Below are 15,489 nucleotides of genomic sequence, written 5' to 3'. Positions count from 1 at the left end.
GGGGATAACATATGAGTGGATTAGAAAAAGAAATAGCTGAACAAGAAAAAAAATATTTGACTCTTCTTTCTACTAAATTTAAAAACATTGGAGAAACTGCTACTGAAATAATCAATCTTCAAGCAATAATGAATCTGCCTAAGGGAACAGAACATTTTCTTACAGATATTCATGGAGAATATGAAGCTTTTAACCATGTGCTAAAAAATGGTTCTGGTGCAGTAAGACAAAAAATAGATGAGGTGTTTGGGGATGACCTGAACACCTTTGAAAAAAAAGAACTGGCTACTGTTATATATTATCCTAAAGAAAAGATAGAATTTCTTGGAAAAGAACTTAAAAATATGGATAAATGGTATAAGACTATCATATACCGTTTAATTGAAGTGTGCAGTGTTGTATCTTCTAAATATACAAGTTCAAAAGTAAGAAAAGCTATGCCAAAAGATTTTTCATATATCATTCAAGAAATAATATATGAAAGAAAAGAACTCAGAAATAAAAGAGAGTACATAGCTAATATCATTGATACTATCATTTCAATAGGAAGAGCTAAAGATTTCGTAATAGCTATTTCTAATCTGATTCAAAGACTGATAATAGACAGACTCCATATAGTTGGAGATATCTATGACAGAGGACCTAGTCCTCATCTTATAATGGATACTCTTATAGATTATCATAATGTGGATATTCAATGGGGAAACCATGACATTCTTTGGATGGGTGCAGGGCTTGGAAGTAAAGCCTGTATTGCCAATGTCATAAGGATATGTGCAAGATATGGAAATAATGATATCTTAGAAGATGGCTATGGAATAAACCTTCTTCCTCTTGCAGCTTTTGCTATGGAAAAATATGCAAATGATCCTTGTGAACATTTTAAAATCAAAACAAATAAAACTACTCCTCTAAAAGCTCAAATACATAAAGCCATCACTATTATACAGATGAAAATAGAGGGAAATGTAATTGAAAGAAATCCAGAATTTGATATGGATCATAGAAATATGTTCAGAAAAACTGATTTTGAAAGAGGTATTGTAACAATTGATGGAGTAGAATATGAGTTAAGAGATAAAAATTTCCCAACAGTTGATATTAATAATCCTTTAAAACTAACTCCTGAAGAAAGTGAAATTATGGAAAATCTTAGACTTGCTTTCTTGAGAAGTGAAAGATTACAAAGACATATCAGATTCCTTTTTGCTAAAGGAAGCATCTATTTAAGATGTAATTCCAATCTTCTTTATCATGGATGTATCCCACTGACTGAAGATGGAAAATTAAAGGATGTATATGTAAGAGGTCAGAAAGTCAAAGGAAGAAAATATTTGGATCTTGCTGAAAAAATATGCAGAGAAGCATATTTCAACAGAGCCAACAGTGCTAAAGAAAAATTAAATTGCGACTATGTATGGTATATGTGGTGTGGTAAAGATTCTCCTATGTTTGGTAAAGATTCTATGAAAACCTTTGAAAGATATTTTGTAGAAGATAAAGCTACTCATACTGAAAAGAAAAATCACTATTATACTTTCTATAATGAAGAAACAACTTGTGATATGTTGCTGGAAGAATTTGACTTGAATCCTAAAATATCTCACATAGTAAATGGACATGTTCCTGTAAAAGTAAAAAAAGGTGAATCTCCTATAAAAGCAAATGGAAAATTATACATCATTGATGGTGGTTTTTCAAGAGCATACCAACCTGAAACAGGTATTGCAGGATATACTCTAATTTATAATTCATATGGATTAAAATTAGTTTCTCATGCACCTTTTGAATCTACAGAAAAAGCTATAAAGGAAGGAAAAGATATAATCTCTTCCAGCCGTATAGTAAACACTAGTCAGAATAGAATAAGAGTTAAAGATACAGATATAGGTAAGGAGCTGCAAAATCAGATTAATGATTTAAAAAAGCTACTGAATGCCTACAGAAAAGGAATAATAAAGAGTAATGATGAATAAAGCATTAAAAAATTTTAATGCTTTATTCATTTTATTTTAACTAACTAGTGTTATATTACATATGTTATATTACAAAATTCGTGGGAGGAAAAATGAGAAAAAAATTAGGTATACTTGCACTAACTGCTGTATTAGGAACAGGAGCTTATGCTGCATCAATTGACCATATTCAGACTTATACCCCTGAATATTTAGGTAACCAAGCACAAAACGGTATGATAAACAACGTTTCAGTTTACTACAACCCTGCTGGACTTATGCAGCTAGAAAGAGGAACATATTTCCATGCTGGAATGCAGATTGCATTTGGTACTGAAGAAATGAAATATAAAGGAAAAAAATATGAAGCTGATTTATTTCAACCTATTCCAAACTTTTCACTATACAGTGTAAGAGATGAAAGAGCTATATTCTGGACATTTGGTGCATTAGGTGGAGGTGGAGACCTTGAATATAAAGATGGAGTTGCAGGAATAGCTGTAGTTCCAGATATTTTAACAAGTCTTGGTTTTTCAAGTGCAAAAGATATAGGTTCATCTGCTGAAGGAACTAATATGTATGTACAAAATACTTTAGGAAGAGCATGGATGATTAATGATAAACTTTCTATGTCAATAGCTGCAAGAGCTGTATTGGGAATGAGAAATCTTAAAGGAGATTTAAATGTTGATGCTTCTTCTTCAGGGGTTACTCAAAAACTTCATGCTGATATAGATTCTGAAAGAACTGCTTGGGGATTTGGAGGACAGATAGGATTTAACTATAAGGCTTCTGATAGATTAAACTTAGCTTTAAGATATGATACAAGAGTCAAAATGAATTTTAAAGCCTCTGGTACTGAAAAACCAACTCCAATAGTTTTAGGCATTGGCCCTGGTCAAAGCCTTAATTTAGGATTCAGTGATTTTTATCCTGAATATAAAGATGGAACAAAATATAGAAGAGACTTACCTGCTATTTTAGCAGCTGGAGCTTCATACAAGATAACTGACAGATGGACTATGGCTCTAAGTGGAAACTACTATTTTAATAAAGATGCTAAAATGGATAAAACTAAAGAAAGTGCTGTGTTAAAAGGACTTGGAGTAAAACATTTAGAACCTGAATATGATAATGGTTGGGAAATTGCAGTTGGAACAGAGTATAAATTAACTGATAAATGGACTTGGATAGGAAGTGTCAACTATGCTGATACTGGAGCTAAGAAAAATTCATATGATGATATAGAATATGCTTTAAACTCTATTATGGTAGGTACAGGATTGAAATATAAACCAAATGATACTATGGAATGGGTAGCTACAGTTACACATTTCTTCTATGATGGTAAAACTGGGAACTATGTAGAAAAATACCCTGGTAAAGCACAAGTTGTTGAACAAAAATATGATAAGAGCATAAGTGCAGTTGGATTAGGATTTACTAAGAAATTTTAATTAAGAATGGAGGAGGAATACAGTGCCTAAAAAAGCCATATTTACAAAAGAACAAATATTTAAAAAAGCCTTTGAGGTGTTCAAGCAGAATGGATTGGAAGCTATCACTGCTAGAAATCTGGCAAAATCTCTGAATTCCTCTCCAGCTCCAATATACAGTTTTTATACTTCATTGGATATTTTAAAGAAGGATCTGATAAATAAAGCTAAAGATGTATTCATGGAATATGTAAAAAAACCTAATACAGAATATATATTTCTCAATATAGGAATAGGTGTGTGTATGTTTGCAAGAGAGGAAAAACAGCTTTTCCATACTATTTTCTTGAAAGACAGTTCATACAGCGGACTTGTAAGGGAATTTAGAGACTTAATAAAAGTTGAGATGTCTAAAGACAGCAGATTTGATAAATTAGATGAAGAGTTTAAAACAAAACTTTTCCTAGACTGCTGGATGTATGCTCATGGTTTTTCTACATTGATAGCTACTAATTATTTCAAAGATGTATCAGATGACTTTATAAAAGAAAGACTGGTAGAGGGAGCAGCAACTATGCTGTATAAAAGATTAAGAGATTACAATAAAAAAAATTAATTTAATATAAAAGAGGATAGAAATAGGATATAATTTTAGAAGTTTTCCAGTAGAAAGGTTTGTTATTAATTTTGTTCATAAAACTAAAAACAGTAAACTCACTATGTTCAGACATACTGTTTTTCACATTTTACTCACTTCATTAATTACACAAATCTTTCTAATTTCCAAACTTCCAAAAATTAATCTAATCTTCACATCCTCTTTTTATATTACTTATTTACAACATTCTTTGGATTTCCTTCTAAATATGATTTTAAATTATCAAAACAGATATCCATTATATTTTGTCTTGATTCTATAGCTGCCCATGCTATATGAGGTGTTACATTTATTCCTTCACAGCTTGTCATTGGGTCATTTAAAGCAGGAGGCTCGACACTCAAGACATCTACTCCAGCTGCATATACTTTTCCTCTTTTAACAGCCTCTGCAAGATCTTCTCCATTTACCAACGGTCCTCTTGATGTATTAATTATTATTACCCCATCTTTCATCTTTTCTATATTTTCTCTGCATATAAGATTTTTAGTTTCTGGAAGAAGAGGACAATGAAGAGTAATTATATCTGATGTTTTAAAAATTTCATCAAGAGATAAATTAATTACATCTGAATGAGTATTTCTGTCATATACTGCTACTTCCATTCCAAAAGCCTTTGCTATGTTTCCTACCTCTTTACCAATATTTCCATAACCTATTATCCCTATTCTTTTTCCGTTTAATCCGATAATTGGTTTGTACCAGTAACACCACTCTATATTATTAGCCCATTCTCCTCTTTTTACTGAATCACTATGAAGAGCTACATTATTAGTTATTTCAAGTATATGAGCAAAAGTCATTTGTGCTACACCGCTCGATCCATAATTAGGAGTATTCGTTACTGTTATTCCTAATTCCTTTGCTGCTCCTAAGTCTATAATATTATATCCTGCTGCTGTTACAGCTATATGCTTTAAATTAGGAAGCTGCTCCATTCTTTCTCTATCAAAAGGAACTTTATTAGTAATTACAATTTCTGCATCTCCTATTCTTTCCAGTACTTCTTCTTCTGGAGTCCTGTCATATATTGTTATATCCCCCAATTTTTTGAACATATCCCAAGAGAGATCACCAGGATTTTCTGTATATCCATCTAAAATAACGATTTTCATAATTTCCTCCTTAAAAAGTTCTGATTATTAATTTATATCCCATTCCTGCAAAAATTTCAAATATTTATTTTTTTATTTCAGCTTAATGTGATTTAGTCACAGACAAATTTTAAAATATGTTGTATAATAAAAACATAAATAGGAATAAAATATATTAATAAGGAGGAAATGGCATGGCAATTTTACATATAACAAAAGAAAATTTTGAACAAGAGGTTTTAAAATCAGATGTACCTGTATTAGTTGATTTCTGGGCAGCTTGGTGTGGACCTTGTAAAGCTTTAGGACCTATCCTTGAAGAAGCAGAAAGTGAATTAGCTCCTGGAGTAAAAATAGCTAAAATAAATATAGACGAACAAGAGGACTTAGCTGGTCAATTTAGAGTAATGAGCATCCCTACATTAATACTTTTCAAAAATGGACAACCTGTTGAAAAGTCAGTAGGACTTGTATCTAAAGATAAAGTTCTTGAATTAGGAAAAAAATAGTATAAATATAAAAAAGAGGTTGATCAAAAATCTAAAGTAAATTTTAGAAATTTGATTGACCTCTTTATTTTAATTCTTCCAATTTCTTCCTATCTTTTATAATGATACTCCCTCTAGCTAAAGAAACAATTCCTTCATTCTGAAAATATTTCAGCATACGAGATACCACTTCTCTTGCACTTCCAAGATTTTTAGCAATATATTCATGAGTAAAATTAAGTGTTTCAGTCTTTTTCTCTTCACTCTGCTCCAACAGAAAAAAAGCCAATCTTTTATCAAAACTTGTAAAAAGTATCTGCTCCATTGCCCACATAGTTTCAGAAAAATGACAATTTATTATATCATTGCTGAAGCTTTCTACTTGTATATTTTTATTTTTCAGCTCTTTAAATGCAGAGGAACTTATAAGAAATACTTCACTGTCTACCTCAGCATCTACCATTACACTAAATGTAATATTTTTTAAAATACATGATGCTGTAAGAAGACATGTCGACCCACTTCCCAATCTGTACAAAGTGACTTCCCTTCCCTCTGGAGAAAGAATATATACTCTCAATTCTCCTGACTTTATCAAAAGAACTCCTGTACATTCAGTAGAATCATGTATAGTACTTCCTGCCTTATATAATTTCAGTTCCGTATTATTATTTATCAGTTTTTTTTCATCAGAAGAGAGTGCCTTCCAAAATGGAAATGACTCAGAAAAAAAATTTTCATTTTCTGAATTTATCATTTTTCCCTCCTAGCTTGTTTTCTGCCAGCTTCAGATATGTATTTGCAATTTCTCAAAATAGTTTCAATATCCTTTATTACCATATCAAATTTTTTCCCATCTATACTACTTTTATCCATCATTGGATAAAGTGCTGTTCTTTTTGTAAAGTCTATTATATCTTCTACTTTTACATAATCTACTTCATCATTTTCTTTTAATATATTCTTTATAAATTTTAGACATACTCCATAAGCTATACTCACATTTACTTCTGCCCCTTTTACTGAAGCTATATAAGGGGATTGAATTATAATGGAATGAAGTGCTATCATAAGTTCTTTAAGATTATTTTTTTCTTGTTCATAGTATGCTCTTCTGCTGCTCATTTATTTTATGCCCCCTGAATTTTGATTTATTTTATATTATATCATATTTTTTAATCAATTCAAAAAAAGATATTTAGAATAAGAAAACATATATCAAAAAGATATAATTGGCGTGATAAAAATATACCAGTTATATTATTTCAATTAAAATAATATAATTGACAATAAAAAAATATATAGTATACTTCTTTTGAAATAAAACAAGTATAATTTTGACCAAAACAATGTCCAAAATAAATGGAGGGGTACAAATGAGTAAAAAAACTATTGAAGAAGTTGCAAAAAATATTTGGGAATATGCTGAAATAAGATTCAAAGAATTCAAATCAGCAGAAGAGTTAGCCGAATATGCTCGTGAAGCAGGATTTCAGGTAGAAATGGGAATAGGTGGATTAGAAACTGCTTTCAAAGCTACTTATGGTGAAGGTCATCCTGTAATAGCTATACTGGGAGAATATGATGCTCTTCAAGGACTTTCACAGGCAGAAGATGTCACTCACAAAGAAAAAGGAAAACAGGAAATAAATGGTCACGGATGTGGACACCATTTGCTTGGAGCTGGAGCTCTCTATGGAGCAGAAATAGTAAAAAATTATCTGGAAGAAAACAAGTTAAAAGGAACTGTTGTTTTCTATGGATGTCCTGCTGAAGAGGGTGGATCAGGAAAAACATGGATGATGAAAAACGGTGCTTTTGAAGGTGTAGACTTAGCTCTTACATGGCATCCTTTCCCATATAACGGAGTTTTCTCACTGGCTACACTAGCAAATTATCAAGCATATTTCAGATTTGAAGGAAGAGGTTCTCATGCTGCTGCCAGTCCACAACTTGGAAGAAGTGCTCTTGATGCTGTGGAACTGATGAATGTAGGAGCCAATTATCTTAGAGAACATGTGATACAGGAAGCTAGATTTCACTATGCTGTAACTAATACTGGAGGAATATCTCCAAATGTTGTACAACCTGATGCTGAAGTTCTATATCTGGTAAGAGCTCCAAAATTAAATCAGGTAGAAGAAATATTCCAAAGAATATGCAATATAGCAAGAGGGGCTGCTCTTATGACAGAAACTAAAGTTAAAATGGTTTTTGACAGAGGAACTAATGAATACAAAGGAAATAAAGAAATAGAAAAAGTAATGTTTAAGAATTTGAAAAAATTTGAAAATATAGAATATACAGAAGAGGAACTTGCTTATGCTAAAAAATTCAAAGATACTCTTACTGAAAAAGAAATAACTTCTGAATTTGGCTGGATAGAAAAAGCCAGTGGAAAAGAATGGAAACAAATCAAAGATATGATGCTTAATGACTATGTTTTTAGAGGAAATATTCCATATGATGAAAACTTTAATTATCTTCTGTCTGGTTCTACAGATGTAGGAGATGTAAGTAAAAAAATGCCTACTGGACAAATCTTTACAGCTTGTTATGCTCTTGGGACTCCTTCTCACTCATGGCAGATGGTAGCTCAAGGGAAAAATGGCATTGCAATGAAAGGTATGAAATATGCTGGTCAGGTATTGGGACAGACTGCTATTGATATCCTTGAAGATCCTGCTCTTTATGAGAAAATAAAAAAAGAGTTTGATGAAAATTATGAGGAATATGTTTCACCTTTAAAGTATGATAAAGTGCCAATAGAACTATAAAATTAAAAAAAGGGGGGTTATAATGCAGCAGATATTTTATGTATTATGTTATTTAAGTTTTCTTCTTATCCTAGGAGTTTTTATTAAGTCAAAGGTCAAAGTATTTCAGGAACTTTTTATTCCAGCTTCTGTCATAGGAGGATTTATAGGGTTGATATTAGGGCCTGAAGTTTTAGGAAGAATATTTTCATTTTCTCTTCCTGTTACATGGTTGAAAGAGATGGTTCTTCTCCCTGGAATATTAATAGTTCCAGTTGTTGCTGCTGTTCCTTTAGGGTTGGAATTTAAAGGGAGCAACGGGAAGGGTGTTGTAAGAGATGTTGGAATAATGGGAGGAATACTTTTTGTTGTAACATTCTTACAAGAAATAATTGGATATTTTGTAAATTTTGTATGTACAAAATTTTTCAATATTGATCTTTATAAATCTTTTGGTGTTGAGTTAAATGCTGGATTTTCTGGTGGACATGGAACAGCTGGTATGATAGGAAGAACTCTGCATGAAATGAATATGGATTACTGGGCATTAGCTCAGGGAATCGCCACTACTACTGCAACTTTTGGTCTTATTGGTGGAATTCTTTTAGGAATATTCTTAATCAATAGAGCATGTCGTAAGGGTGAAACTTCTCTTTTGAAAAAACCTTCTGACATACCTATGGAACTAAAAAGAGGTTACTATACAGATATAACTAAACAAGCAAGTATCGGAAGAGAAACTATGCTTTCATCATCTATTGATGTTCTTGCTTTTCATGTGGCAATAATATTTTCAGTGTGTGGTGTTTCATATATCATCCTTGCTCTCATAAAAAAATATAAGGTCCCTGTACTTTCATCATTCTCTGTATGGGCCTTTGCAATGGTAATAATGATACTTGTATGGAAAGCAATTAAAAAATTAGGGTTAGAATGGTGTGTTGACACTAAAGTTAAAAGTAAAATAACAAGTATGCTCACTGAATTTGCAGTAGTAAGTGCTGTAGCTACTCTTCCTTTGAAGGCAGTATTCTCATACTTTGTTCCAATAATGGCAATGATGATACTTGGATTCATAGCTACTTGGTGGTGTATCAAATACTTCTCATATAGATATTACAAAGGAAACTATGCATTTGAAAGGGCAGTTGCAATGCTTGGAACTTGTCTTGGAGTATTTCTTACTGGTCTTCTGTTATTAAGGATATGTGATCCTGAATTTTCTACACCTGTATTGGGAGATTATTCACTAGGATTCTCTCTTACAGCACTTATGGGACCTATCCTTATGGTATCATGTATTTCTTTGAGTATAGCTTATGGTCCTCTTGTTCCAGTATTTTTAAATCTTGGACTTATAGTAATATTCCTTGGAATCATAATCTTGCTGGATAAAAAAGGAAGAACTGCATGATCAAAATAGCAGTAATCTCTCCTGAAAACTCTCTTCCTTTTATAAAAAAAGGAATAAGAGAGACAGATAAATATTGTGTAGAATATTTTATCTATGAAAAATTGGAAGAGACTCTGGATATCTATAAAAAAAATTTTCATAAGTTTGATGTTTTTCTTACAAGTGGAGAATTAGGAAAAAAATTTCTCGAAGGAAAATTAAAAAAAATTATTAAACCTATTTATTATTTAGAGATAAAAAGAGAAGAGCTTTATGAAACATTTTTTAAGGTTCTGAAAAATAATCCCAATCTAGATTTTTCAAAAGTATATATTGACTTCATAAATAAAGAGAACAAAGATTTTTATTTTAAAAATATCTTTGATGGAGAGGAACCTCTTATTGCTGACTTTATTATTGAAGATCCAAAAATTTATGAAAAAATACTTCATAATCATTTTGTTCTTCATGAAAAAAATAGAATACAGCTCTCTATTACAAGGTTCAGCAACCTTACAGAAAAACTTGAAAAGAAAGATATTCCATTTATATTCCTGTTTCCTTCTGAGGATAATATAAAAGATACTATCGAATATATGATTTCAGAAATAAAAATAGCAGGGTTGGATGATAAAAAAATAGTAGTAGGAAAAATTAAACATTTTGATACTGACAAAAACTATAAATCTATATTAGAAAAACATATTAAAAATTCAATAATTTATGAACTTGGAAATGAAATCGAGATAATAATGATTAAAGGAGATTTCACTGATTTTACAGAAAACTTATCTGGAAAAGTTTTTTCTGCAATAGGCACGATAACAGTAGGCTGGGGTTGTGGGGACAACATCTCAGAAGCTAGACTCAATGCAGAAAAAGCTTATGAAAAAAGTGAAGCATATGGGGAAGAAGTCAGTTATTTTCTCGAAAAAGGAAAATTTACAGCTTTAAAAGGACTCAGAAAAAAAGATGTGAGAGACTTTGGTATCTATGAAAAACTAAGAAAACTCAATATCTCAAAAACTCTTTTTGAAACTCTGCTGAAAATCTATGAAAAAAACATCTGGATAACAGCTGAAGAGTTATCTGGATATATAGGTCTCAGTAGGAGAACTGCCAGCAGAATATTAATAAAGCTGGAAGAAAATTGTCTTGCTGATATGACTTTAGAAGAGGGAGTCATTGGAAGACCTGCTAAAAAATATAAACTAAACTTCTAATTAAGTTAAGATGTAGATGGTTAAAAAGCCATCTACATTTTTTATTTATGGATAATTTATTATATGCTATAATATTTCATATAAATATAATACTTGCATTATAATTTTAGGGGGAATTGTGGACATTAATAAATTACATCTTGAATTAAACAAAAAATTAGAAAGTAAAAATGATTTTTTTGATTTTGCTAAAAATTTGATACTTGAGGATAATCACACTTCTCTATTAGATGCAATTCAATGTAAATTTTTTAAACAGCTTGAAACTCTTTATGGTAAAGAATTTATTAAAATATTAAATCAAATATGGGCTGATACCCTAAATTTCACCTATGAAACTGATCCTCTAAAAACTTCTTTTAGAGATAAAAATAATTTTGAACTTTATTTTCCCATTGCAATAAATAAATTATGGAATTTATTAAGACTATGGAATGACGATTTTAATATTCTCAATCTTGCCAAATCAAAAAATATTCCAGATAATTGCATTATTGAAGATATACTTGCTTATGGAATCAATAATAGAACTGAAAAACTTTTACCTTTTTTATCAGCACATATAGAAAAAAACAATTCCTATATTAATCCTGATATAATTAGAGGAATAATAAAAAGTTCCCTTAATTCTCTTCATTTAAAATTATTTGAGCTTCTCCTTAACGAAAATACTGATGTTGAGTTAAAGAAATCTATTCTTTCTAATGCTGATTGTGGGCATATTGAAGCATTTAAAACTCTCATCAGCTTTATTTTAGATAAGGAGCTCTACTATTCTAATGAAGTTGTAGATTCAATCTATGGCTGGACTGGAATTAAATTAATATTTTTATACACTGATGAAATAAAATTATTTTTTACTATAATAAATGATGTGCTTATTGATAAAAATAAAAAAAATGTAATATATTCTCAGGGGAATGAATCTGAATATATTTTTTTCTCTCTTTGGGCTGACGGATTAAGAAATCTTTCTGCAATGAAAGAGAAACTTTTGCTTTTAAATACTGGAAAAAATAATATAGAAATTCTGAATGCTCTCCATTACCTCCATTTAATTGGTACTGAAGAAGAAAAAATAGAAGCTACTCTATTTAGAATGAAAAAAAAAATAAATCCTCTATATGCTTATTATGTTATTCAAAATTATGTAACCTCTGTTACTTATCCTAATTCAGCAAAAGGATTTAAATATTCAATAGAAGAGCAAAAAAAGATGACAACTATTTCTGCAAACTCATTTTTAAAAGATGCTAATACTTTGGAGAAACATTTTGAAGTATTTTATAATTTAGCAATAGAAATGAGTCAGTATTTATATTCTTATGAAAAACCTTTTTGTTGGTCTGAATATATAAAAGACCCTAAAGAAATATTTTTTAAACTTTTCGATATTGTTGTTTATGACAATTTTTCAGAAGAAAAAATTGATAAACTTTGTGATATTGTATTATATTCAGTTGATGAAGTAATTCTTTTCTTTCTTATTAATTTTGTAAAAGGAGGAAGAACAGAAAGGCAAAAAAAATTCGTTCTTTTTCTTTTAAAGGAGGGATCTTCTCTTTTAAAAGAAAGAGCAGTCCTTGCCATAAAAAGATCTAAAAAGATTCTTGCTCCTGAAGAAAAAACAGCTGTTATAAATCTTTTTAATTCTTCTATAAAAACTTCCCACAGACTATTAATAATTACACATATTTTAGGCTTTGAAAAGGATTCAATGTTGGAAATTGTAAGTGAAATTATCCTTTCAAAAAATAATCCTTTAAAAAAAGAAGCAACAGAAATATTTTTAAAACGTCTTCGGAATGATGCTAGCTTCCCTTTCTTTTTTCAGGAATATAAGCAAAAAAAAGAAAATGCCTCTATGAGAAAGAAAAAAAAGGAAGCAATTTCATTAGAAGAAGAAACTGAAGAAGCCAGTGAAAAAGAAAAAATATATTTGCGAAAAACAGTTAAAAGAAGTGGATTTGGAATATATAATTCTGAAAATCCTCCCTTTTTATTTGATCCAGAAAATACTGTTACTTCTGAAATTTCTTCTATTAAAGACTTTTTTAATTTAAATATAAAAGATTTTGAATTTGAGCTAAATAGATTTACATCTTATCATTTTCTTAAAGATTTTTCATTAAGTAATTTACTTGAAATAAATTTTGCTCTGACTTTTGAAAAGTTTTTTGATTTAGAAAATAAAGTAAATAACAGAACTCATTCTACTTTTTCACTTTCTATATCAAACAGTTTCAACATAGAAAAAATGAAAAAAATTTCTATTCTTGCTAGAAAAGAAAATAATACTCCTCAAAAAATATTAGAAAAAATACAAAAGAAATATTATGTTAAATTTAACGCAAAAGAAGTATTTAATGTAAAAATGGATCTCATAAACTGTTTTTTTAAAACACTGTCTGATAGAGAATGTTTAAACATTAAAATAATTAATTTTATGAAAGCTTTGTTCTCCCTTATATCTGATAAAGAACTAGGAAGTACTAATATGTTTAGAACTTTTTTCTCTACTTATTATGTTTTCTACTATAAAAGTAATTTTTATGAATTTAATAAATTAAATATACTACATTATATCAAAGCTTTTAATATGGGTCTTATTTCATCAGATGAAGTCTATAAAGAGCTTCTTGAAAGAGAAAATTGCTTTAAGCATCTTTCAGACTTTTTAAATTTATCTTATGATGAAAAGAAAAAATATCCTTTTGATTCTAAAGCAGAATCAAAAATAGTTTCAGCCATAGTAAGACTTGAAAGAAACAGAAAAAGTCATTTCAAAAAAAGTGAGCTGACTCATTTAGTTCCTGCTTTAAAGAAAGTAGAAGGAGTATCTCTTCTTTTTTCTATATTAGAAACTATGGAATATAATAAAATCGAAATAGTAGCTGATTTTTCATTAAAATTTCTGACAAAAAAAGAAACTTTAAATTATCTTCTTTCAATTTCTCAACCTGCTAGAAATGACACAGTAGCAGACATAAAAGAATTAACTTTTTTACTGGATAATCCTTATTCATTGAAAAAAGCTTTGTTATTTACAGCAGTTCATATTTTAAAGTGGAGGAAAATATTATCTCTCTACCTAAATTATAAATATTTAGATGAAGTATACTGGTTCTTTAAAGCTCATTTAAACTATGAAAAAAACTTTAAAAACAGAATGACCCTCCTTAAATATACTTCAATAAAACCTGAAGAATTTGAAAAAGGAAGGTTTGATATTAAATGGTTTAGAAAACTCCATGATTCAGTTGGAGAATTAGAATTTGAACAAATTTATGGTTCTTTTAAAACCAATCTTATAAAATCTGAAATTTCTGAAAAATTCACAGCATCTTTATCTGGTATTTTTAATTTTAAAGATATTGATTCTTTAGAAAAAGAGATAGAGAACAAGAATAAGAAAGCCATGCTTTGTTATTCTCTTCTCCCTTATGGAAAACTTTTGGATAAATCAATTGAAGACATTTATGATACTATTAGATATCGAGCTAGAACAGATGACTCAATAACAAAAAGCCAGTTAGAAATAACTAATGTTGCATTAAATAATTTTTTGGATAATATTGGATTTTCTTCAAGAGTATTCTTAGAGTTGAGTCTGGATAAAGAGCATCAGCCTTTATTAAGAAATTTTCTAAAAAATGATCATATAACAGCTGCATATATTGATTTTATTCCACCAGATAAGTTTGTCTTAAAAAAATATGATACAGAAAAACCAAACAGTTATCAAAGAGAAAAATATATAATGAAAGCTTATGAGGCTGTAAGAAATTATAATATTCTAATAAAAGATTTAATAGAACATCTTAAATTTTGTATGAATACAAGAAGTGAAATGCTACATACTGAGATATCTCTTGCCAGTAAAAATCCTTTAACTTCTTTAATTATAAAAAATATTATATTCGATATTGATGGGGAACATTTTGGATTTCCTAAAGGAGATTTTTTTATTACATTGGAAGGTAAATCAATTTCAGTTGGAAAATCAAATAAAATAAAAATAGCTCATCCATTGGAAATGCCTGCTGATACTATAAAAAAATTCAGAAATTATTTTAAAAAGAATAATATTATTCAGGAATTTAAACAGCTTGAAATGGAAACTTATCTACTAAAAAATAAAGAATCTTATAAAAAGGAAATAATTCATTTTCTTGACAAATATCTTTGCTATAATATTTTATATGAACTTCTTATTGATCACAGATGGGAAAAAATTGATGAAAATGTTTTTCTTAAAGCATATCTTCAAGATAATCTGGCTGTTAAATTAGAAATTCAATATGAAAATACTGCTGCTCCTAATAGTAAAAAAACAGTTTCTATTGATTCAGTAACTTTTTTTGATATCCAAAACAACATCATTGAATCATTTTCAAAAATACCTATTAGAATTTTATCAGACATTTTATATGATTTAAATCATATTTTCAGTCACGCTGATAATCAAAATTAAAATAACATGGAG

Annotated in this window: 11 protein-coding genes; 8 read left to right on the top strand and 3 right to left on the bottom strand. The window is 29.4% G+C overall.

The genetic code is table 11. The annotated features are described in order from the left end of the window. Window positions 1-11 precede the first annotated feature (11 nt). From C4N20_RS09880 to C4N20_RS09870, 3 genes are all read left to right on the top strand, one after another. Window positions 12-1,976: a fructose-bisphosphatase class III gene (locus C4N20_RS09880; protein WP_005978308.1), complete on the top strand. Its 1,965-nt coding sequence runs from the start codon at window positions 12-14 to the stop codon at window positions 1,974-1,976. A gap of 92 nt (window positions 1,977-2,068) precedes the next feature. Beyond that, on the top strand, window positions 2,069-3,412 hold the full coding sequence (locus C4N20_RS09875) for an OmpP1/FadL family transporter (RefSeq protein WP_005978311.1): 1,344 nt from the start codon (window positions 2,069-2,071) through the stop codon (window positions 3,410-3,412). Between the two features lie 22 nt (window positions 3,413-3,434). Beyond that, window positions 3,435-4,007 (top strand): TetR/AcrR family transcriptional regulator, encoded by a 573-nt coding sequence (locus C4N20_RS09870; RefSeq protein WP_005978313.1) that lies wholly within the window; start codon window positions 3,435-3,437, stop codon window positions 4,005-4,007. 212 nt (window positions 4,008-4,219) lie between these two features. Here C4N20_RS09870 and C4N20_RS09865 read toward each other — a convergent pair whose 3' ends face one another. Then, complete coding sequence (locus C4N20_RS09865) at window positions 4,220-5,164, bottom strand: D-2-hydroxyacid dehydrogenase (RefSeq protein ID WP_005978314.1); 945 nt, start codon at window positions 5,162-5,164, stop codon at window positions 4,220-4,222. Window positions 5,165-5,337: 173 nt separating this feature from the next. On the opposite strand from C4N20_RS09865, the gene trxA reads away from it, so the two are divergent. Further along, the gene (gene trxA / locus C4N20_RS09860; protein WP_005978318.1) at window positions 5,338-5,652 is read left to right on the top strand and encodes a thioredoxin; all 315 of its coding nucleotides are present in this window, start codon (window positions 5,338-5,340) and stop codon (window positions 5,650-5,652) included. A gap of 64 nt (window positions 5,653-5,716) precedes the next feature. On the opposite strand, the gene C4N20_RS09855 is transcribed toward trxA, so the two are convergent. Next, the gene (locus C4N20_RS09855; protein WP_005978321.1) at window positions 5,717-6,388 is read right to left on the bottom strand and encodes a Crp/Fnr family transcriptional regulator; all 672 of its coding nucleotides are present in this window, start codon (window positions 6,386-6,388) and stop codon (window positions 5,717-5,719) included. After that, complete coding sequence (locus C4N20_RS09850; RefSeq protein ID WP_005978324.1) at window positions 6,385-6,756, bottom strand: hypothetical protein; 372 nt, start codon at window positions 6,754-6,756, stop codon at window positions 6,385-6,387. The genes C4N20_RS09855 and C4N20_RS09850 overlap by 4 nt, the downstream gene beginning before the upstream one ends. Window positions 6,757-7,007: 251 nt before the next feature. Between C4N20_RS09850 and C4N20_RS09845 the strand changes: the two genes are divergently transcribed. From C4N20_RS09845 to C4N20_RS09830, 4 genes are all read left to right on the top strand, one after another. Then, window positions 7,008-8,408, top strand: coding sequence for a M20 family metallopeptidase (locus tag C4N20_RS09845; protein WP_005978326.1), 1,401 nt, complete (start codon window positions 7,008-7,010; stop codon window positions 8,406-8,408). Window positions 8,409-8,430: 22 nt separating this feature from the next. After that, window positions 8,431-9,801, top strand: coding sequence for a sodium/glutamate symporter (locus C4N20_RS09840; protein WP_005978329.1), 1,371 nt, complete (start codon window positions 8,431-8,433; stop codon window positions 9,799-9,801). Beyond that, on the top strand, window positions 9,798-11,003 hold the full coding sequence (locus C4N20_RS09835) for a response regulator (RefSeq protein WP_016361809.1): 1,206 nt from the start codon (window positions 9,798-9,800) through the stop codon (window positions 11,001-11,003). Before C4N20_RS09840 ends, C4N20_RS09835 begins: the two co-directional genes overlap by 4 nt. Window positions 11,004-11,121: 118 nt before the next feature. Next, window positions 11,122-15,477, top strand: a complete 4,356-nt coding sequence (locus C4N20_RS09830) for a DUF5724 domain-containing protein (RefSeq protein ID WP_005978332.1) — start codon at window positions 11,122-11,124, stop codon at window positions 15,475-15,477. Window positions 15,478-15,489: the final 12 nt, after the last annotated feature.

Source organism: Fusobacterium ulcerans (assembly GCF_003019675.1).
GTDB classification, from domain to species: domain Bacteria; phylum Fusobacteriota; class Fusobacteriia; order Fusobacteriales; family Fusobacteriaceae; genus Fusobacterium_A; species Fusobacterium_A ulcerans.
The sequence above is the reverse complement of the archived record's forward strand: the minus strand, read 5'-3'. Positions and strand labels throughout refer to the sequence as shown.

Excerpts from the sequence above, each read along its gene's own strand:
- trxA (WP_005978318.1), top strand. The coding sequence starts at position 5,338 with ATGGCAATTTTACATATAACAAAAGAAAATTTTGAACAAGAGGTTTTA.
- C4N20_RS09875 (WP_005978311.1), top strand. The coding sequence starts at position 2,069 with ATGAGAAAAAAATTAGGTATACTTGCACTAACTGCTGTATTAGGAACA.
- C4N20_RS09845 (WP_005978326.1), top strand. The coding sequence starts at position 7,008 with ATGAGTAAAAAAACTATTGAAGAAGTTGCAAAAAATATTTGGGAATAT.
- C4N20_RS09835 (WP_016361809.1), top strand. The coding sequence starts at position 9,798 with ATGATCAAAATAGCAGTAATCTCTCCTGAAAACTCTCTTCCTTTTATA.
- C4N20_RS09880 (WP_005978308.1), top strand. The coding sequence starts at position 12 with ATGAGTGGATTAGAAAAAGAAATAGCTGAACAAGAAAAAAAATATTTG.
- C4N20_RS09865 (WP_005978314.1), bottom strand. The coding sequence starts at position 5,164 with ATGAAAATCGTTATTTTAGATGGATATACAGAAAATCCTGGTGATCTC.
- C4N20_RS09855 (WP_005978321.1), bottom strand. The coding sequence starts at position 6,388 with ATGATAAATTCAGAAAATGAAAATTTTTTTTCTGAGTCATTTCCATTT.
- C4N20_RS09840 (WP_005978329.1), top strand. The coding sequence starts at position 8,431 with ATGCAGCAGATATTTTATGTATTATGTTATTTAAGTTTTCTTCTTATC.
- C4N20_RS09850 (WP_005978324.1), bottom strand. The coding sequence starts at position 6,756 with ATGAGCAGCAGAAGAGCATACTATGAACAAGAAAAAAATAATCTTAAA.